We start from the raw sequence: 19,131 nt of genomic DNA on the forward strand, positions 1-19,131 counted from the left end.
ATACTAAATAGATTTGATTTTTTTTAGGTCGATGTAAAGGTGGGCGGAGTTATAGTTATCCACGTCCTTATAAAAATGGTTTTTATTATTTTAAAAAAAAGTAGTGGTTTTTATTATGGTGTGGATTTGTTGGTAAGTGTGATGAGCGATTCTATCCACCTTTTCGGGAATGTTTTCCCTTTGCAAATTGACTAGTTATGCACCTCCATTATTTTCATATAGGCTAGATAATGAGTTTGTTGCCTTTTGTTAGTCTTTTTTTGTGGATAAGTTTCTGTGTGCGGTTGTTTATAGTTGGATGTTTGTTGGATTGTGGATAGCTGTGGGGAGCTTTCTTGTTATCCACAGAGTGCGAAAAGGCTTATCTCGTTATCGAAGGCCCATGTGTATAATACCTGATTTATTCATATTGTCCATAGGTTTATCCACCGTCAATCCACTGTCCTATTGAGTAGGATGAATGTCAAATTCTGGGATTTCAAAGGAGTCTATTTCGTCTGTTTGGTCGAATTCCTGTGATGAAGGGTCTTTGGAAGAATCTGGGAAATAGCCTGTGTCCAGTCGTTTTTCCAATACGATGTCAGTTAATGTCCAACCCGCTCTTAGGATGAATTCTTGGGAACCAGTTTCCTGATCTACAAAATAGTAAATGGGTTCTGGTTGTGTGTTTTGGCGAAAGTTTCCGGGGTCCCACCTACGATTTTTGTTTCTGTCAATGATGGCCCGCAGTTTGTAATCGGTAGCTTCTATCTTTGTAAATTCAAAAATGGTTGTATTTTCTAGGTACAATTCTTGGACTAGCTCATCTTTTTTATTTAGTAGTTGTATTAATATGGGTGATTCATCGGTGTCTACAGAGCCGCTTATGCCGTCTGCTAATCGATCTTGTTTCAGCTTTTTGTAATTCGCCTCCAGTTTCTCTTTGTTGGGTATACCTTCTATATCGATTACCGAGGAATCGCCAAGGTATACTTGGTAGGTTTCAAAGTTCAATGAGTCTGGAATTTGGATTTCGATGATTGCCTGTGTGAACTTGCTGCTGTCTGTGAAATGGAAATGATAGGGTTCTATAGGTATCCTACCTGCTGTGTCGTATTTGATCATCAGGGAATCAAAGTTTACTTTGATAATTGGTTTGTTGAATGTGAGTTCAGCTCGTAGGGTCTTGACAAAGTTAAGTCCAGAATTGGCTTTTATTTCAAGGTCTTCTGGGCGTCGTTCGCTCTCTTCGAATTTGGCATAGAATGTGGTGTCAATGGCAAACCCCACGGAGTCTCGCAGGCTTAGTGATATTTCGGTACTATCGTTTTGTATCTCTGTATGATAAAGACGAATTGTTCGGTCGTTTAGGCGGGCGAATAGTTTTGTGCCTGTGTCAGGATGTATGACATCGTAGCTTATGGGTGGTTTGCTTAGTACAATGTCAAAATTGTTTCCTGCCGTAGAGGCTCTATTCACTTTTAGGTCTGAAATATCTGCTTTGAATATATTTATATGGAATCCATACATATTTTGCTGTATATCAATGAGTTCTGAATAATAACCATGTGCTTCACTGCGATACTCAGCTTTTAGAGAGTTATTTTCATCGTGCCATGCATATAGTTTAAATTTTCCGGCCTTTATGTTGGTAATCTCAAAATTTCCAGCGCTGTCAGCTTGGGCAATGTAATAGGGAGCAGCGGTAAAGAGATCGGTCGTATCGGTTTCTTGATAGAGTCCTACAAGGATGTCTTTCATTTCTTCATTTTTCGTTGGCTGAATGTAGGCGATTTTTCCGGTAATGGTTAGGCTGTCGATGTAGGATCCCGTTGAAAAGACAAGTTTGATGTTTTCTGCTGGGTTTTTTTCGGTGATATCTTGGATGCTTTTTTGAAAGTTAAATACGTAGGTTGTATTTTCCTCTAGTTCCTGGTTCAGCTTTATGTTTACGCGGTTTTTGTTTGCTAAAAATTCTACCTCGTCTGTTTGTATTTTTGGGGTGATAATTATCTGCTTGGTGGGGTTATCCAATGCTACGAATTCGTTAAAGAACAGGTTTAGTTGATCTGGTGATAGGTTTGTTTGATTATTTTCGGGATCTGTATTTAAAAGAACTGGGGGATCTTCATCTTTTGGGCCGCCCATCGGCGAGCTTTGTTTTGCACAGGCGGTGGTTAGTAAGATGAGGAAGAAGGCGCTTGCTATATTAAAAAGAAGTCTCATTTCTTTTTCAGGATATATAAAAGGCTTGAGTGTGTGTGTTGTTGTTTCTTTGCCTCTTGGTTGTACCGGTAGGCATCTATAAAGGATCTCAATGGATTTTTTCGTCCCAGGTATTTATCTGTAAGTAATGCAACATAGTAGGCGTCGAAAACCATTGGTTTAATTTCTACAATTTTTAATCCGTATTGGTTGGCTAGATAGGTCATGGTATCTGGATTAAAGTGGTACAAATGCCTAGGAACGTCGAGGGCAGCCCAGTTTTCCTGTTTTTGTTTAAAATCTATTGAGTTAAGATTTGGTATGGCTATGAATAATAATCCTCGTTTTTTGAGTAGATTTAAGATTAATTTGATGGTTTTGTTTAAATCGTGTATGTGTTCTAGTACGTGGAATAGGGTGATAGCGTCAAATTTCTTCTCTTTATTAAGGATGGCCAAATCTGATATTGGTGATTTTCCAGTTCTTTTTTTTGCTTCATCCAATGCGATTGTATTCGGTTCATAGCCTACTGTTTCCCAACCCTTTTTTGCGGCTGCGGAGATGAAGTAACCTGTTCCGCATCCATAGTCTAGAATGCGTCCTTTTCTCTTCAGCTTTTTGGTGATAAAGTTGATTTTTTGTTTGTTGGTGTATTTTCGAACAATTTTATATAGAATGTTGATTAGATTATTTGATTTATCAGCGTGTGATATATAATCTTTGGAGTCGTAATAGGATTGGATATGGTCTTTGTCTGGTCTCGGATTGGTAAATATTAATCCGCATTCGGTGCATCTGCACAGGGTGAATGACTCCTGTGATATGGCGTGGTCTTTAACCACCATATGATTAAGAAAGAGTACGCCTTTGCACAGCGGGCATTTGGTTAGTCTTTCGTACATGATGGTTATCTTCCTAAATATACAGTTAGTATGGATAGGTCTGCGGGTGTCACGCCACTGATTCTAGAGGCCTGTCCGAGTGTTTCCGGTTGAATCTTAATTAATTTTTGTCGTCCTTCGGCAGAGAGAGCAGTTATTTTAGCATAGTCAAAATGGGTTGGTATCCGGTGATTTTCTAGGTTGGCCATTTTTTGCACCATAGCTTGCTCTTTTTCGATATAGCTTTCGTATTTTATTTGAATTTCTGCCTGTTGTCTCACCTCTCTTTCGTGCGTTGCTAGGTAGGTGTCCAAATCTCGATTTAATTTTCGAATATTTTCTATACCTAATTGAGGTCTTTTGAGTAATTTTTCTACCGATATTTTTTCTCGGATTACTGCGGTGTTCATTTCCGTTAGGTCGCAATTAACCATTTCTGGCTCTATCTTAAACTGTTTTATATAGTTAATAACCTGTTCCGTAGCGGCTTTCTTTTGAAGTACGTTGTCTAGGCGGTCTTCGGAAGCGAGTCCTATATCATAACCTTTTTCAGTTAGACGTAGATCGGCGTTGTCTTGCCGTAATAGTAGTCTGAATTCCGCTCGGGAGGTAAACATCCGGTATGGTTCTTCGGTGCCTTTATTTACCAGATCGTCTATGAGGACGCCGATATAAGCTTCGGATCGTTTTAGGATGAAAGGTGCCAAATCCCTTACGTTTTGGTGTGCGTTGATTCCTGCTATCAGGCCTTGGGATGCTGCTTCTTCGTATCCTGTTGTACCGTTTATTTGTCCGGCAAAGAAAAGGTTTCTGACGAGTCTTGTTTCCAAGGTAGGTTTCAGTTGCGTTGGGGGGAAAAAGTCGTATTCGATGGCATATCCTGGTCTGAACATCTTGGCTTGTTCGAATCCTGGAATTTGTCGTAGTGCTTTGTATTGGACATCTTCGGGTAGGGACGTTGAAAATCCATTTACGTAGATCTCCACGGTATTCCAACCCTCAGGCTCTACGAATATTTGATGGCGTTCTCGTTCGGCAAATCGGTTTATCTTGTCCTCTATGGACGGGCAGTAGCGTGGCCCTAATCCTTTAATTCGCCCATTGAACATAGGAGATCGGTCAAATCCAGTCTCTAGGGTTTCGTGTACGGCTTTGTTCGTATAGGTAATCCAGCAGCTGCGTTGGTTTTTTAAGGCTTGTGTAGTGGGTGAATAGGAAAACTTTTCTGGGAATTCATCTCCGTGTTGTTCTTCCATTTTGGTGTAATCGAGGGACCTTCCATCTACTCTGGGTGGTGTTCCTGTTTTCATTCTCCCTGATTCAAAGCCTAGTGCTGTTAGGTCTTCTGTAATTCCTTTAGCTGGTGACTCGCCGGTTCGGCCACCGCCCATCTGTTTTTCTCCGATATGGATAATTCCGTTGAGAAACGTTCCATTGGTTAGTACAACAGATTTTGCAGGTATTTCTATTCCTATTCCAGTTCGAACTCCTCTTACGACGCCATTTTTGACGATGATACCCCGAATCATCTCCTGCCAAAAATCAACGTTAGGTGTTTGTTCTAGTGCTAGGCGCCACTCTTCGGCGAATCGCATGCGATCATTTTGGGTTCTGGGTGACCACATGGCAGGTCCTTTAGAACGGTTTAGCATTCGAAACTGTATCATAGAGTTGTCGGATATAATCCCCGACATACCTCCAAGTGCATCAATCTCTCGGACGATTTGCCCTTTTGCGACGCCTCCCATTGCCGGATTGCAAGACATTTGTGCAATGGTGTTCATATTCATTGTACATAGGAGTACTTTAGATCCCATACGTGCAGCAGCATGTGCTGCTTCGCATCCGGCATGACCCGCTCCTACTACAATTACGTCATATTCTGGAAACATGATTTTTTTTTCTTAGGTGTTCCACGTGGAACAGTTTTGATTTAATACCTCAATTTTCTGTTGCGCAAAGTACTGGTTAGTGAAGTACTGTTCCACGTGGAACAGTAGCTACTGTTGGGTTGCATGGAATTGATCGATGGCTTGTTCTTCTTTGGTTCGCATTATAGAGACTTCCTCTGTTGTTTTGTCTTTATACCCACAAAGGTGGAGAAGCCCATGACTGATTACTCTTTTAAGTTCGCGATCGAACGTTTGGTTTAATTTGCTGGCGTTTTCGCTTACTCTATCAATACTAATGTAGATTTCTCCTTCTATGCGGTTTTTTCCGTCGCTTTGGTCAAAGGTAATGATATCGGTATACGTATCGTGTGCGAGATACGCTAGGTTGATGTGATGTAAATAGGTATCGGAGCAGAATATGTACAAAAGTTCCTTGATAGATAGCCCCTCCTTTTCTGCTACGGCTGTCAGCCATTTTTTGTAGGCGTTTTTTTGCTTTAACTCAAAGGAGGTATCTTCTGTAAAAAAGCGAATGGCCATTTCAATTTAGGTAAAAGGTAAGCGTCGTTTTGCTTCCATTATTTTCGAATGAGAGCTCATCGCACAGATGCTTCATTAAAAAGACCCCTCTCCCACCAGTCTTCTCTAAGTTTTCGGGAGCGGTAGGATCCTTAAGGTGTTGGTAATCGTACCCGCTTCCTTCATCCTCAACGATGAATTTCAGTTGGTTTTCATGAAACTCCAACACTAACTTAACCTGCTTTTTTGGATCTTCCCTGTTTCCGTGTATAATGGCATTACTCACACATTCCGTTACAGAAATCATGATATTGCCGTAGATATCGTCGTTTATCTGATATTTTACCTTGGCATTGTCGATGAAACTTTCAACGATTGTTATGTTTTCAATCAATGAAGGAATAGAAATTTTGATCGATTTCATTTATAATATGCTCTTATACGTTGAAATACTTTACCTATTTATTCACTGAATCTCGATTAAAATAGGGCAGTGATCGGAGTGCTCTGCGTCAGGTAATATCGTTGACGTTTTTATTCTTTCGGTTAGCGATAAGGTATTCATGTGGTAGTCTATACGCCATCCTTTATTTTTTGTTCGCGCATTGGCCCGGTAGCTCCACCATGTATACTTACCGGCTTCTTCTGGGTGCAAACGCCTGAAGCTGTCATCAAAGCCAGATTGGGTGAATTTGTCCATCCATGCACGTTCTTCTGGAAGAAATCCAGAGGATTTCTTATTTGATATTGGATCGTGGATGTCTATCGCCTGATGACAGATATTGTAATCCCCGCTCCAAATCAAATTTGGGTGTGTTCTTCTGATATCCTGGGATATTCCGAAGAGATCGTCCAAAAACTCGTATTTGAAAGATTGCCTCACATCTCCGGTTGTTCCTGAAGGAAAGTATGTATTGATAAAACTGAAATCTCCAAAATCTAACCTTAGCATTCTCCCTTCGTCATCGTACTTGGGCAGATCCATCCCGTATTTTACGTGATTTGGCTTAATTTTGGTAAGAGTGGCTACACCGCTGTATCCTTTTTTAACCGCTGCATGCCAGTATATCTCATATCCTAAGTCTTTAAATGCTGATGTATCTATCTGGTCTTCAGTTGATTTAACTTCTTGTAGGCCAATTACATCCGGATTTAAGCCTGCGAGCCAGTCGATAAACCCGCGCTTTATCGCAGCCCTGATTCCGTTTACATTGTAAGAAACAATCTTCATTTAGTTAATTTCTGTTTCAAATTCTTTTTCAAAGTATTCCAACACATGAAGTTTGAGGAGCTTTTCTTGTTCCGCACTGTCCAAATGTGGAAGTTCCTTTAACAGATTCCAATGAGGCCATCCGTCTTGATCAATAAATGCCAATTCGTAAAATCCAGATAAGCTGAGCACCTTACATACAGCGATGTGCATTAAATCCTGCTTCTCCTCCTTTGAAAAGGGTCTATGTCCCTGACCAAGTTCTTGAACACCAATGATAAATAAAACGGCGTTCAGATCAGAGGGTTTTTTGTTGAGTAAATTTTCCAGACCACTCAGTAATTTACCCCATCGAATATCTAAGTCTAGGTCTTTTTTAAACATAATTGACTTACCGCCTGATTTTGATTAAATTAACTGAAAACTAGCCTCAAGCTACAAATATAGTAGGAATTGACAGTACTTATAACTTAACAACCCTTTTTACCTATGCGTTTCACCTTATGGGAGGATTTTTTGGCCTTGGTATTCCCAGTTACCTGCGGCTTGTGCAACAGAAGCCTGTATGCGTTTGAAACGGATTTATGCCGTATCTGTGAAGCTTCTCTCCCTGTCACGCTTTTTCATACGACACCTAGAGATAACGAGCTTACAAGAAAGCTTGCAGGACTTGCCAATATACGAATGGCACTAGCCTATTTGCGTTTTTCGAAGCGCGGTAAAAGCCAGAAGCTGCTACATCAACTTAAATATAGAAACAAGCCTATGCTTGGAATCAAGTTGGGTAAATTGTATGGGCATTTACTTCTCGAACAGGGTTTCCATCAAGAGTGGGATTTGATCATACCCGTTCCACTGCATCGTAGTAAAGAAAGGAGGAGAGGCTATAATCAGAGCCGTTGCTTTGCGGACGGCTTGGGAGAGGCCTTGGGCATAGCGGTGATAAATGGATTGGAAAGATGTGTAAACACGAGTACCCAAACCAGAAAAACGAGGCTTCAGCGATGGGAAAACGTGGCGGAGGTTTTCAAAATAGTTGATGAAGGTCCTATAGCAGGAAAGCGAATACTGCTAGTGGATGACGTCATGACCACAGGAGCTACGCTTGCCGCCTGTGCCAATCTACTCCAAGAAGCGCAACCAGCAAGCATAGACCTTGCTGTTATAGCCGCCGGAAGGTAATGATCAACCGTATATATCGTTTAAAATTCCGGCCAGGCGCAAGCCAGCAGCCAACAGCCTTTCCTCGATCACGGGAAAAGCCACGTAGTCGTATCCGTAACTGAGGCGACCATCCTGGGGAATATCGTAAACGATAGGCCTGAGGGCTACTGCCTCCCGAAGCCAATCCTCGATGGAGGCTTTTTGGTATTTTTGTACCGTGTTAGCATTGGCTCGGCGATTTAGATGTTCCGCCAGTTCCATATAGCTTAGTTGCTTTCCATCAATGATTTGACTGTCCCAAACCCGGTGAATATTGGAGTTCTGATTGAAATAGGTCACGCATACGTCGTTCCCCCCCCTATCATCGCCTTTTCCTACATGCAATGGTTGGTGAAGGTCTCCAACAAGATGAATGAGCATCTTTAGGTATTCGGACTCTTCTTTTTCTGTCAATCCGCCATCCTTAAGGGCTTTTATGATCATATTTGTTTTGTCGTAAGCATCACCGTCCTTTTCCTGAATGGATGGGTTGTAGGGTTTTCCTTCTTCCAGGGTAAGATAGTGCCATGTATTCAAATGATCGTAGCGTCTATCAGACTTCACATTGTCCATCCAGTTAGCTGCCATTGCTACCGACTCTGACCCCAATATCGCTTTAATCCGTTTTCTAGCTTTATTGTTCAAATGCCATTCTGCAAGTTGCCCCACAACGCGGTGACCGGTTTGACCCCATCCCCAGCAATCTATTGCAGCTAGTGATGTGATGAGTAATAATATCAGGTATTTCCTTTTCATGTGTCTATAATTGATTTTTCAAAGGTCACATGGAATCTCGCATGGCGGATAGTCATCCCAGTGTGTGTCGCTTGCGTCATGCTCGATTTCATCTATTTATAATTTGTTCTTAAGCGGTCAGATGGAATCTCGCACGAATTCCCTGATAGCTATCGGGGCATCCCCCTGTATGAGATTGCTTTCTCATGGGCATTTCATGTGTCTTTTCGATGAATCGATTTAAGCCCGTGGGCGTGAATGAGAGAAAACCCCTATTTTTTGAGCTCTTCCAGGGCTAGCCAAGCCATCAGTCCAGTACTTACCTCCAATGCATCTTCCTCTACATCAAAAGTAGGCGTGTGTACACCGGAGACGATGCCTCTGGCTTCATTTCTTGTTCCGAGCCTATAAAAACACCCCGCCATCTCTTGGGTATAATAGGAAAAATCTTCTGCTGCCATCCATAGATCCAGGTCTAACACGTTCTCTTCACCCAAGTATTCCTTTGCCGCTAGTATGGAGCGCTCGGTGAGTTCTGGATCATTCCTTAAAAATGGATAGCCGTGCAAAATATTTACCTCAACTTTCCCTCCCATGCCCTCGGCAATGCCGGTAGCAATCTGGTGTATCAGTTCCTTCGCTCTTTTGCGCCAAGCCTCATCCAAGGTACGGAAGGTGCCCTCGATACGTACCTCGTTAGGAATTACGTTGGTGGCACCATTGGCGATTACTTTTCCGAAAGAAAGCACTGAGGGAACCTTGGGACTAGCGTTCCGGCTCACAATCTGTTGTAATGCCACAATCAGATGAGAGGCAATCAAAACGGGGTCTACGAGTGTCTCGGGCATAGCTCCGTGTCCTCCCTTCCCCTTTACCGTTATATAAATTTCATCTGCACTGGCCATATACATCCCGGGACGAAAGCCAACTTTGCCGGCTGGTATGTGGGGCATCACATGCTGACCAATAATTGCTGTGGGTTTAGGATTTTCGAGGCACTTATCTTGGATCATGAAAGAGGCTCCTCCCGGAGCTTTTTCTTCTCCTGGCTGAAAGATGAGCTTTATAGTGCCTTCAAAATCATTTTGTAGACGGTGCAAGATATCGGCAGTACCTAACAGGGAAGAAGTATGCACATCATGCCCGCAAGCATGCATAACACCTGCTCTTTTGGATTTATAGGGGACGTCATTTTCTTCTGTTATTGGAAGTGCGTCCATATCCGCTCGTAGGGCGATCGTCTTTTTGCCGGGATTTTTGCCTTCTATAAGGGCTACCAGCCCGGTAGTCGCTTTCTTTTCAATCTTTTGGATCCCGATCGAACGAAGCTTCGCCTCTACGAACTGAGCTGTTTCGTACTCTTCGAACGAGAGTTCGGGATGCTGATGGAGGTGTCTGCGGACGGCAATGGATTCTTCTTTGATTTCTTTTGCAAGATCCTTAATCCTGTTCTTGAGCATTCTCTAGTGTGTCTTGTGGTTGTTCGGGAAGGTTTCGTTCAAATCGGTCTTGGATAATTCGGGCCGAAGGAAAATCAACCTTAATTTTTTCATACCAAGCCAAGGCCTCAATCCGGTTGATGTACCGACCTACCTTTACCAAATAGCGGGGCTGTTGGTATTGCATAAAGGTGGTGATTTCCTTGTGAGCGGAGTACAGGTCATTTCTGGTTTTAAAGGCCTCCTCCCGGTCTACACCGCTATATACCAGAATCGTAAATCCACTGAAAAAGTTTTCACTTTCATTCGTCTTAATATAATTTTGGTTAGCTATGGCCAAATCATCGTCTACAGGCGCAACAGCAGCCCCCGTTTTGCGGACGGTCTCCACTGTTGTAGGTAAGGCGTCAAAGGATTTTCGAGTGGTACTTAGATCCTCCCGGTAATCGGCATATCTTTCAGCCGATCCACCGCTTTTTGAAATGGTGATAAAACCGCATCCGGAGGAAACACTCAGCCAAAATCCGGCAAGCAAGATTCGTTTAAACATTCTTATCGGGTTTTATTCTTCGATTACCACACATTTGGCTTCAGCAAGATCCTGCTCTACACTCTTGTATTTTACATCCTTCTTTACTACACCGTCCATGTACCTGACGGATACCCGGTCATTTCTACCGTAAACCTTTTCTGTTTTTCTCGGCATTACCGCTTCCCGCCTTGCTGCGGCAGATTGGGCTACGGCAGCTCTTTGTGCTGCCGGGCTACCTCCAAGGGTGCTGCCTACCTCTTCTTTGGAAGCAGTTACTTTAGCCTCTTCCTTTTTAGCCGGCTGTGCCGCCCTTACCTGATCGGGATCTTGCTTGGGCAGGTCGGACTTGGCAATGAAGGATATGATATCATCGTTCAGTCGCCCTACAAAACGCTTAAACATTTCAAAGGCCTCAAACTTATAAATCAAGAGCGGATCCTTTTGCTCATAGACGGCATTTTGCACAGATTGCTTGAGGTCGTCCATGTCGCGGAGGTGCTCCTTCCAGTTTTGATCGATAATCGCCAGGGTTACGGTTTTTTCAATGGCTCTAATCAGGTCTCTGCCTTCATTGTTGACGGTCGATTCCAAATTAATGACTACACCGATCTGCTTGATCCCATCTGAGATCGGCACCATGATCTCCTTCACTGTAGCGCCACGCTTCTGATATACGTCCCGAAGAATGGGCATCGCCTTCGTAAGAATACCGTTGTTTTTGGCTACATAGTTTTGATACGCAGCATCAAACAATTCTTTGGTTAATGCGGCACTTTCCTTTGTTTTCAGGTCTTCAGCAGAGATGGGATAATCAATACCCAGCGAACTGAAAATATTCATCCGCAAATTCTCGGAATCTTCGGTGGATTTGGCCATCTCGATGATGCTCTCCGCCACATCGTACATGATATTGAGTATGTCCAGCTCCAATCGATCGCCTATCAGTGCGTTTTTGCGTCGTCGGTACACAACTTCCCGCTGACTGTTCATGACATCATCGTACTCCAACAAGCGTTTACGCACACCAAAGTTGTTTTCTTCCACCTTGCGCTGGGCTCTCTCAATAGATTTGGTAATCATGGAATGCTGTATTACCTCTCCTTCTTCCAGGCCCATCCGATCCATGAGTTTGGCAATCCTTTCAGACCCGAAGAGCCGCATCAAGTTGTCTTCCAAAGAAACGAAAAACTGGGAAGAACCTGGATCTCCCTGTCTACCGGACCTACCTCGTAATTGTCGGTCTACCCTCCTGGATTCGTGCCGCTCCGTGCCGATAATAGCCAAGCCTCCCGCAGCCTTTGATTCAGCGGTTAGCTTGATGTCAGTACCTCTACCGGCCATGTTTGTGGCGATGGTAACCGTCTTTGGTTTGCCCGCTTCTGCCACAATATCAGCCTCACGCGCATGTTGCTTCGCATTCAGCACTTGGTGTTTGATTTTACGAATCGTCAGCATTCGGCTGAGCAATTCTGATATTTCCACAGATGTGGTACCCACTAGCACCGGCCTATTCGCTTCGGTAAGCTCGTTGATTTCGTCCGCAACGGCATTAAACTTTTCCCGCACGGTTTTATAGACTTTGTCTTCCCAGTCTTTTCGCTGTATGGGCTTATTGGTGGGAATGACTATCACGTCAAGTTTGTAGATTTCCCAAAACTCACCGGCTTCGGTCTCTGCAGTACCGGTCATGCCAGCTAGTTTGTGGTACATCCGGAAATAGTTTTGAAGCGTGATCGTCGCGTAGGTCTGTGTAGCATCCTCTACCTTTACATTCTCTTTTGCTTCGATGGCCTGATGCAAGCCGTCAGAATACCTTCTGCCTTCCATCACCCGACCGGTTTGCTCGTCTACGATCTTCACCTTGCCGTCCACGAGGATGTATTCGGTGTCTTTCTCAAACATGCAATAGGCCTTCAGCAATTGGTTTACTGTATGGATACGCTGCGCTTTGACCCCATAGTCCTTGATAATTTCCTCTTTTCGGATCAGTTTTTCCTTGTCATCCAAGGAAGTATCTTTTTCCATTTCAGCGATCTCCATACCAATATCGGGCAGGATAAAAAAGTTTGGATTTTCGTTTTTCCGCGTAATGGTTTCTATTCCATTATCAGTTAGGTCCACGGTATTCGATTTCTCTTCAATTGTAAACAGTAATGGCGCATCAGCCTCAGGCAGGTTACGCTTGTTGTCCTGCAGATAGTAGTTTTCAGTTTTCTGAAGGATAACCCGAATCCCAGGTTCTGACAAATACTTGATCAAAGGTTTGTACTTGGGCAGTCCGCGATAGGCTCGAAACAGGGCCAAACCACCCTCCTTTTCATTGCCTTCCTTGATAAGCCGCTTGGCATCGGTCAGGTAAGCTTGTACCAGCTTCCGTTGCTCGTCTACCAAAGTGGATACTCGCGGTTTCATCTCATCAAACTCGTGCTGATCTCCTTTCGCTACTGGCCCTGATATGATCAATGGCGTACGCGCATCATCGATCAATACAGAGTCGACCTCATCTATCATGGCAAAATGGTGCTTGCCTTGCACCAAGTCCCTGGAGTCTCTCGCCATATTATCCCTCAGGTAGTCAAACCCAAACTCGTTGTTTGTACCGTATACGATGTCGCAGGCATAGGCCCGCCGTCTCGCCTCGGAATTGGGTGGGTACTTGTCGATACAGTCTACCTTCAATCCGTGAAACTCAAAGAGCGGGGCATTCCATTCCGAGTCCCTTTTGGCGAGGTAGTCGTTTACGGTTACAATGTGTACTCCCCTACCAGAGAGGGCATTCAGATAGGCAGGTAGTGTCGACACTAGTGTCTTTCCTTCACCGGTTGCCATCTCGGCAATATTTCCTTTATGCAAAGCTACGCCTCCGAGTAACTGCACGTCGTAATGAAGCATCTCCCAAGTCACTTCTACACCGGCTGCGGACCAGCTGTTTCCCCAGGTAGCGGTTTCACCGTCCAGATGTACATAGCTCTTGGTGGCGGCCAGTTCTTTGTCCCAAAGGGAGGCAGTTACCCGTAGTTGCTTGTTCTCCTTTAATCTACGCGCTGTTTCTTTTACGACTGCAAAGGCCCGCGGAAGCACTTTCTCCAAACTTTTTTCCAGTTCTTCGTCGCGGCTTTTTTCTATCTTGTCAATCTCGTTAAACAAGGCATCTTTGGCATGAACGGCATCGGGAGGAAGCCCGTTGATCTTAGCCCTTGTATCGGCGATTGTGTCGTCATAACTTTTTAGGTCAGCATTGATTATTCCCTTGATCTCTTCGGTTTGCTGTCGTAGCTCATCATCTGTTAGTGTTGCCAGTTTAGCATACTCCGCCTTGATCGTTTCCACGATCGGCGTAAGTGACTTGATGTCTCTATCGGATTTGGTACCGAATACCTTTGATAGCCCTTTTGCAATAAAATCTAACATGTTGTAGTTTCTGTGTCTAGTCTAAATTAAGTTGGTTACAGGGAAGCAAATTCTTCCATTTTTATCGATATTTTTCCGCTGAAAACCTGCATTGCAGGTCCAATCAATTGGATTTGGTGAAAACCGCCTTTCCCATCTTCTTGAAAGCGAACTCTGAGCAAACCGCCTTTGGTATGGATGCTAACTTCATTCAAGCCGTTCTCTTTGCCAAAAAGCAACGCGCAAGCCGTTACGCCCGTGCCACAGGACAAAGTTTCGTCCTCTACCCCTCTTTCATAGGTCCTTACCTGTAAGGAATGATCTGGGTTGACCATCACAAAGTTGACGTTGGTGCCTTCGGGGTACAATTCCTTGTTATAGCGGATTTTGGCACCCTCTTTCACTACCGGATAATGCGCCAGGTTTTCCACGTACCTAACATGGTGTGGCGCTCCCGTGTGGATAAAGGTGTCACCTTCAACTTCCCTGAATTCGTTTACCGGGATCATTTCCAACCTGACTTCTTCGCCATATATTTCCGCATGGTGGGAACCGTCTACGGCCAAGAAATGGGTGCTGAGACCACACATTCCCAGAAAGTTTGCAAAGGAAACCGCACAACGGGCACCGTTGCCACACATGCTTTGGGAACCGTCTGCATTAAAGTAGGTCATCTCAAAATCGAATCCAGCGGCGTTTCGGAGGATAATCAACCCATCTGACCCAATGCCCAGTCTTCGGTGACATAACTTCTGTATCAAGGCAATGTTCTCCACGTTAAACCTGCTCCCCCGGTCTTCAATCATCACAAAATCATTGCCAGTGCCTTGATATTTATAAAATTCTATGGTCATTTCTATTCCACTTATTGAGAGAAATATTCCAGCCTCAATTTGAGGCTAGTTAGCTGAATTACAAAAATAAGGAACTTGACCGAATATATGGTCTAATCGTTCAGGTTTCCCCAGAAACGATGCCTAACTTTCGGTTAGCTGAATATGGGGTCAAATTTGCTAAATACTCTGACAAATTGGCTTGTTCTTGGTATTTATTTTGATTTACAGGCAACAATGAAGCTCTCGGCAAACTTTTTGAATACTTAAGGATTAGGTGTGCTACATTTTAGCGATTTATTGGTTACTTTAGCATATGCTACACTGACCAATTATTGTCTAACCAAAATCATGCAACAAATTACATCAACCATGAAAAAACCAACATTGCATACCTCAAGGAGATCATTTATCGCACAAAGTACCAAGGTTACCCTTTCGCTGGGTCTGGGAAGCAGCCTGGTAGGTTCCTCCTTGTTGTCATCTTGTTCTTCCTCCACGGACTCTAAGGCGAAGCCGACGATTGCCACGGGTTTTTCTCAAACGCCCCTGCTATATGACTATGCAGCGCTGGAGCCGCACATCGATGCGATGACGATGGAAATCCACTATACCAAACATGCCGCTGCCTATGCCAATAACCTCAAGGATGCGGCAGCAGAAGAAAATGTGGACACCCAAAAACCGGTGGAAGAGCTGATGGCCAAGATATCCAACTATTCAACCAAAATGAGAAACAACGGTGGTGGGCATTACAATCACGAGCTATTTTGGTCTATTATGTCGCCCACGGGAGGCGGAGAGCCAGACGGTGAATTGGCCGCTGCCATTGCAAAGGATTTTGGCAGCTTTAGTGCATTTATTGAGGCTTTTGAAACTGCCGCCAAAACCCGCTTTGGATCGGGTTGGGCTTGGCTTGTTTTGGATGGAGGCACCCTCAAGGTGGGTTCTACCCCCAATCAGGATAATCCATTGATGGATATTTCCGAATTTAAAGGCCAACCGCTTTTGGGTATTGATGTGTGGGAACACGCCTATTACCTAAATTATCAAAACGAAAGGCCAAGGTACATCAGCAGTTGGTGGAATTTGGTCAATTGGGCAGCCGTCCAGGAGCGCTTCGACGCTTTCAAGGCCTAATTACCGTTTGAAATTCGATTAGCTTTGATGGCTCCTGTATTTACGCAGGAGCCATTTTTGATAAATCTGTTCAAGAATTTTTACCTAATTTATTGACCGATCACCCCGACTATTACTTATAATGAAAGAACCTGAAAGTTTAACCTCCGTTGCAGCATTTCACAAAACCTTCAAACATCCCATTCTGGATGCCCCGGCCATTCCATCTGAAAAGCGATCCGCGCTAAGGGTAGCCCTATTGGCGGAGGAGGTGAAGGAACTGGAAGCAGCAATTGCAGAGAACGACATCGTGGAGATAGCGGACGCCCTCTGCGATATCCAATATGTGCTGGCCGGAGCCGTTTTGGAATTTGGCCTGGCGGACCATTTTAAGGCGCTATTTGACGAGGTGCAGCGATCCAATATGAGCAAAGCTTGCCATACCGAACAAGAAGCCCAAGAGACAGTGACACATTACAAGCAAATGGGTGTTTCCTGTTTCTATGAAAAGGATGGGGATAAGTTTTTGGTATTTAGGGAAGAAGACCGAAAAACACTTAAATCCATTTATTATTCTCCCGCGGATTTAAAGAAAATCCTTTTTCCCAAGTCCTAATCGGGCATTCAGATAGCCTGTTCCTTTAACCACTTACCGTACAATCATGAAGAAAATTCTTTTCTGCGCAAGCTTTTTGTTCATTGCCTATACAGCTGAGGTGAAAGGTCAGGAGCGGGCCCGTCAATATGGATTCGAATTTGGCGTAATGTCCCCGGGCCCGCTCAATGCAATTACCGATGTGGTCGGAGTAAAGGTGGGTCAAGTCACCCTGTTGGAGGGAGAGTCCATCCGAACCGGGGTCACAGCCATCCTGCCCCATGACGGAAACATCTTTCGCGAGAAAGTGCCCGCGGCAGTATACGTTGGCAATGGCTTTGGAAAACTTGCTGGAAGTACCCAAATTCAGGAATTGGGTAATTTGGAAACCCCCATAGTCCTGACCAATACGTTGAGTGTGGCCGCCGGTTTGGACGGGATAATTGACTATGTATTTTCTTTTCCGGAAAACAGCGCCGTGCAATCGGTAAATGCCGTAGTGGGCGAAACAAACGATGGAGGCTTAAATGATATCAGAGGTAGACATGTGAAAGCCCACCATGTACTATCGGCTATTCAACGGGCGTCGGCCGGTCCGGTCCAAGAAGGGAATGTGGGCGCAGGTACGGGTACCACGGCTTTTGGGTTCAAAGCAGGAATCGGGACCTCGTCCCGAAAATTACCTGCATCGATGGGAGGGTACACCGTAGGGGTTTTGGTGCAGGCCAACTTTGGTGGAGTCCTCCAAGTAGACGGCTTGCCGCTCGGAAAGTTATTGAATCAATACAGTTTTCGACAGAACCTCGAGTCGGTGGACGGTTCCTGCATGATAGTCGTCGCTACGGATGCTCCGATTGACCACAGAAACTTGGAGCGTATCGCTAAGCGTGCCATGATGGGGCTGGCAAGAACCGGTGGTATAGCAAGCAACGGGAGTGGTGACTACGTCATTGCCTTCTCCGTGCACGAGGGAATGCGTATCCCATCGGACCTTAGGGAATATTCGAATGAAGGGCGCTTGCCACTGCTGAATGATGAGGTTACGGGATTGTTTTTGGCTACCATCGAGGCTACGGAAGAAGCGATCGCCAATGCACTCTTTGCGGCAGAAGACATGAAAGGAAAGGGAGGTCGGGAAATCAAAGCCCTGCCCAAACAGCGGATTCGAGAGCTAATAAAGGCGCAAAAGCCCTAAAAAAGCCCGAAGACTACTCTTAAGTGCCTTCGGGCGGGTTAACAAGACGGCAAGAATGTATCGAATGCTATTTTGCCGGGGTAATAATGAGTGTTTTGAATTCGATGGGGCCGTGGTCACCTTGAAGCATGATCGGCCCAGGTTCTCCTTCTTTGCTGTCCAGCGCCCCTCCGGTGATACCTGGGATAATCTGATCACAGATAATGGTCTTGCCGTTTGCCACGATCGTCACACGTCTTCCGACTAGGGTGATTTCATAGCTTTGCCAGATACCCGGCCCCTGCGCCACCATTTCATTGGGCGTAAGAAATCCATAGATACCACCATAATAGACGTTTGAAGGTTCTGTCCCTTTGTTGTCCTCAATCTGAAGCTCGTACCTGCCTCTCAGATAAATCCCACTGTTGCTTCCTTCTGGATAACGGAATTCGGCATACAGTTTGAAATCATCGAATTTTTGTTCTGTGATTAAATTTGCTCCGGCTTTATCGCTTGTAAGAATACCATTCTTCACTGTCCATTGGTTTTCAGCTTTATCGGCACGCCAGCCATCCAAGTTTTTTCGGTTGAATAACTCGATTGCGTCGCCCCATTCTGGCTGTGTTTCCCGCACGAGTGAAGGTGCTCTTTCACCCACGAAGGAATGCTTTTTTCCAGAACTGGTCGTTAATATCCCGCTGAGCTTTCCATTGGTGAGGGTAGCTTTCAGTTTTGTGTCCTTTTTTCCAGGATCCCACTGTGGAGGGATGCTAAAAGAGACCACGTTGTTTTTGAAGTTTACCTTCGAGACCGGTCGGGCACTTCCATGTTCTTCCACAAAATAGCCCACCAATGTGCTATACCCTGAAAGCTTTACTTCCATCCAAGAGGGCAACTGTCTTCCGTCAACATCCACCGTCAGGTCCCAGCGACCGATGATCTCCGAGTTGGATTGGGCGGAAACGTATTGATTCAAAGTGAGTCCGATAAAAAGGGCCATTGCCCCAAGTATCACCCTACGGTAATTGCATGATTTAAGACGCATTTTATACATGATTTAAAAACGAATACGGTTAATTTGACCTTAAAAATACGTCAATTTTCATATTTACCCCAAGAAGCGATCGATTCTTTGGAATTTTGGAGGCGGAAGAGCGCTAAAACAGCTTAAAGGAATTCCAAAGCTGCGGGAAATAGATCGCCCACCAGGTTGTCTCCACTTGACTGAGGGAAAACCGAAATCTACCTGTTGATTATTTGCTTGTTTAAATTAACCCCAGGTTGAGACTAATTCATTTTTAGCTGAATTGTTAATTCGTGTTAAAATCCCCGGTGTATCTCGTTAAAGGGTCAAAAGATTTTTTTCTCGCGCAACGAACCTATCCGTTTTTTGGATATCTTTGTCCTAAATACGAATTTCGAATT

At 44.4% G+C, this 19,131-nt stretch carries 17 protein-coding genes; 4 read left to right on the forward strand and 13 right to left on the reverse strand.

What is annotated here, in order from left to right; translation table 11 throughout:
- Nucleotides 1-444: 444 nt before the first annotated feature.
- The 7 genes from IAQ59_RS12650 to IAQ59_RS12680 form a co-directional block, all read right to left on the reverse strand.
- Complete coding sequence (locus tag IAQ59_RS12650) at nucleotides 445-2,205, reverse strand: Ig-like domain-containing domain (RefSeq protein WP_209331182.1); 1,761 nt, start codon at nucleotides 2,203-2,205, stop codon at nucleotides 445-447.
- Complete coding sequence (locus IAQ59_RS12655) at nucleotides 2,202-3,029, reverse strand: class I SAM-dependent methyltransferase (RefSeq protein ID WP_245189580.1); 828 nt, start codon at nucleotides 3,027-3,029, stop codon at nucleotides 2,202-2,204. The genes IAQ59_RS12650 and IAQ59_RS12655 overlap by 4 nt, the downstream gene beginning before the upstream one ends.
- Nucleotides 3,030-3,091: 62 nt before the next feature.
- Nucleotides 3,092-4,957, reverse strand: coding sequence for a tRNA uridine-5-carboxymethylaminomethyl(34) synthesis enzyme MnmG (gene mnmG / locus IAQ59_RS12660; RefSeq protein WP_209331184.1), 1,866 nt, complete (start codon nucleotides 4,955-4,957; stop codon nucleotides 3,092-3,094).
- A gap of 108 nt (nucleotides 4,958-5,065) precedes the next feature.
- Nucleotides 5,066-5,497: an rRNA maturation RNase YbeY gene (gene ybeY / locus IAQ59_RS12665; RefSeq protein WP_209331185.1), complete on the reverse strand. Its 432-nt coding sequence runs from the start codon at nucleotides 5,495-5,497 to the stop codon at nucleotides 5,066-5,068.
- Nucleotide 5,498: 1 nt separating this feature from the next.
- A complete protein-coding gene (locus tag IAQ59_RS12670; RefSeq protein ID WP_209331186.1) occupies nucleotides 5,499-5,900 on the reverse strand; it encodes an ATP-binding protein in 402 nt (133 codons plus the stop codon).
- Nucleotides 5,901-5,942: 42 nt separating this feature from the next.
- The gene (locus IAQ59_RS12675; protein ID WP_209331187.1) at nucleotides 5,943-6,707 is read right to left on the reverse strand and encodes an exodeoxyribonuclease III; all 765 of its coding nucleotides are present in this window, start codon (nucleotides 6,705-6,707) and stop codon (nucleotides 5,943-5,945) included.
- On the reverse strand, nucleotides 6,708-7,070 hold the full coding sequence (locus tag IAQ59_RS12680; protein WP_209331188.1) for a hypothetical protein: 363 nt from the start codon (nucleotides 7,068-7,070) through the stop codon (nucleotides 6,708-6,710).
- 105 nt (nucleotides 7,071-7,175) lie between these two features.
- On the opposite strand from IAQ59_RS12680, the gene IAQ59_RS12685 reads away from it, so the two are divergent.
- Nucleotides 7,176-7,868, forward strand: a complete 693-nt coding sequence (locus IAQ59_RS12685) for a ComF family protein (RefSeq protein WP_209331189.1) — start codon at nucleotides 7,176-7,178, stop codon at nucleotides 7,866-7,868.
- A 3-nt stretch (nucleotides 7,869-7,871) separates the two neighbouring features.
- Here the strand turns inward: IAQ59_RS12685 and IAQ59_RS12690 are convergent, their stop codons facing one another.
- From IAQ59_RS12690 to dapF, 5 genes are all read right to left on the reverse strand, one after another.
- Complete coding sequence (locus IAQ59_RS12690; protein ID WP_209331190.1) at nucleotides 7,872-8,645, reverse strand: S1/P1 nuclease; 774 nt, start codon at nucleotides 8,643-8,645, stop codon at nucleotides 7,872-7,874.
- Nucleotides 8,646-8,896: 251 nt separating this feature from the next.
- Nucleotides 8,897-10,084 carry a M20 metallopeptidase family protein gene (locus IAQ59_RS12695; protein ID WP_209331191.1) on the reverse strand — a complete coding sequence of 396 codons (1,188 nt, stop codon included), beginning with the start codon at nucleotides 10,082-10,084 and terminating at the stop codon, nucleotides 8,897-8,899.
- On the reverse strand, nucleotides 10,065-10,613 hold the full coding sequence (locus IAQ59_RS12700) for a hypothetical protein (RefSeq protein ID WP_209331192.1): 549 nt from the start codon (nucleotides 10,611-10,613) through the stop codon (nucleotides 10,065-10,067). Before IAQ59_RS12700 ends, IAQ59_RS12695 begins: the two co-directional genes overlap by 20 nt.
- A gap of 12 nt (nucleotides 10,614-10,625) precedes the next feature.
- On the reverse strand, nucleotides 10,626-14,006 hold the full coding sequence (secA, locus tag IAQ59_RS12705) for a preprotein translocase subunit SecA (RefSeq protein ID WP_209331193.1): 3,381 nt from the start codon (nucleotides 14,004-14,006) through the stop codon (nucleotides 10,626-10,628).
- 35 nt (nucleotides 14,007-14,041) lie between these two features.
- The gene (gene dapF, locus IAQ59_RS12710; RefSeq protein ID WP_209331194.1) at nucleotides 14,042-14,839 is read right to left on the reverse strand and encodes a diaminopimelate epimerase; all 798 of its coding nucleotides are present in this window, start codon (nucleotides 14,837-14,839) and stop codon (nucleotides 14,042-14,044) included.
- Between the two features lie 351 nt (nucleotides 14,840-15,190).
- Here dapF and IAQ59_RS12715 point away from each other — a divergent pair, with 351 nt between their 5' ends.
- From IAQ59_RS12715 to IAQ59_RS12725, 3 genes are all read left to right on the forward strand, one after another.
- A complete protein-coding gene (locus IAQ59_RS12715; protein ID WP_209331195.1) occupies nucleotides 15,191-15,958 on the forward strand; it encodes a superoxide dismutase in 768 nt (255 codons plus the stop codon).
- 121 nt (nucleotides 15,959-16,079) lie between these two features.
- Entirely contained in the window at nucleotides 16,080-16,553 is a 474-nt protein-coding gene (locus IAQ59_RS12720) for a pyrophosphohydrolase domain-containing protein (RefSeq protein WP_209331196.1), read from the forward strand.
- A 46-nt stretch (nucleotides 16,554-16,599) separates the two neighbouring features.
- Nucleotides 16,600-17,727, forward strand: a complete 1,128-nt coding sequence (locus IAQ59_RS12725; RefSeq protein WP_209331197.1) for a P1 family peptidase — start codon at nucleotides 16,600-16,602, stop codon at nucleotides 17,725-17,727.
- A gap of 67 nt (nucleotides 17,728-17,794) precedes the next feature.
- On the opposite strand, the gene IAQ59_RS12730 is transcribed toward IAQ59_RS12725, so the two are convergent.
- Nucleotides 17,795-18,751, reverse strand: a complete 957-nt coding sequence (locus IAQ59_RS12730) for a 3-keto-disaccharide hydrolase (protein ID WP_245189581.1) — start codon at nucleotides 18,749-18,751, stop codon at nucleotides 17,795-17,797.
- Nucleotides 18,752-19,131 lie beyond the last annotated feature (380 nt).

The sequence above is a fragment of the Lunatimonas salinarum genome (assembly GCF_017811155.1).
Taxonomy (GTDB): domain Bacteria; phylum Bacteroidota; class Bacteroidia; order Cytophagales; family Cyclobacteriaceae; genus Lunatimonas; species Lunatimonas salinarum.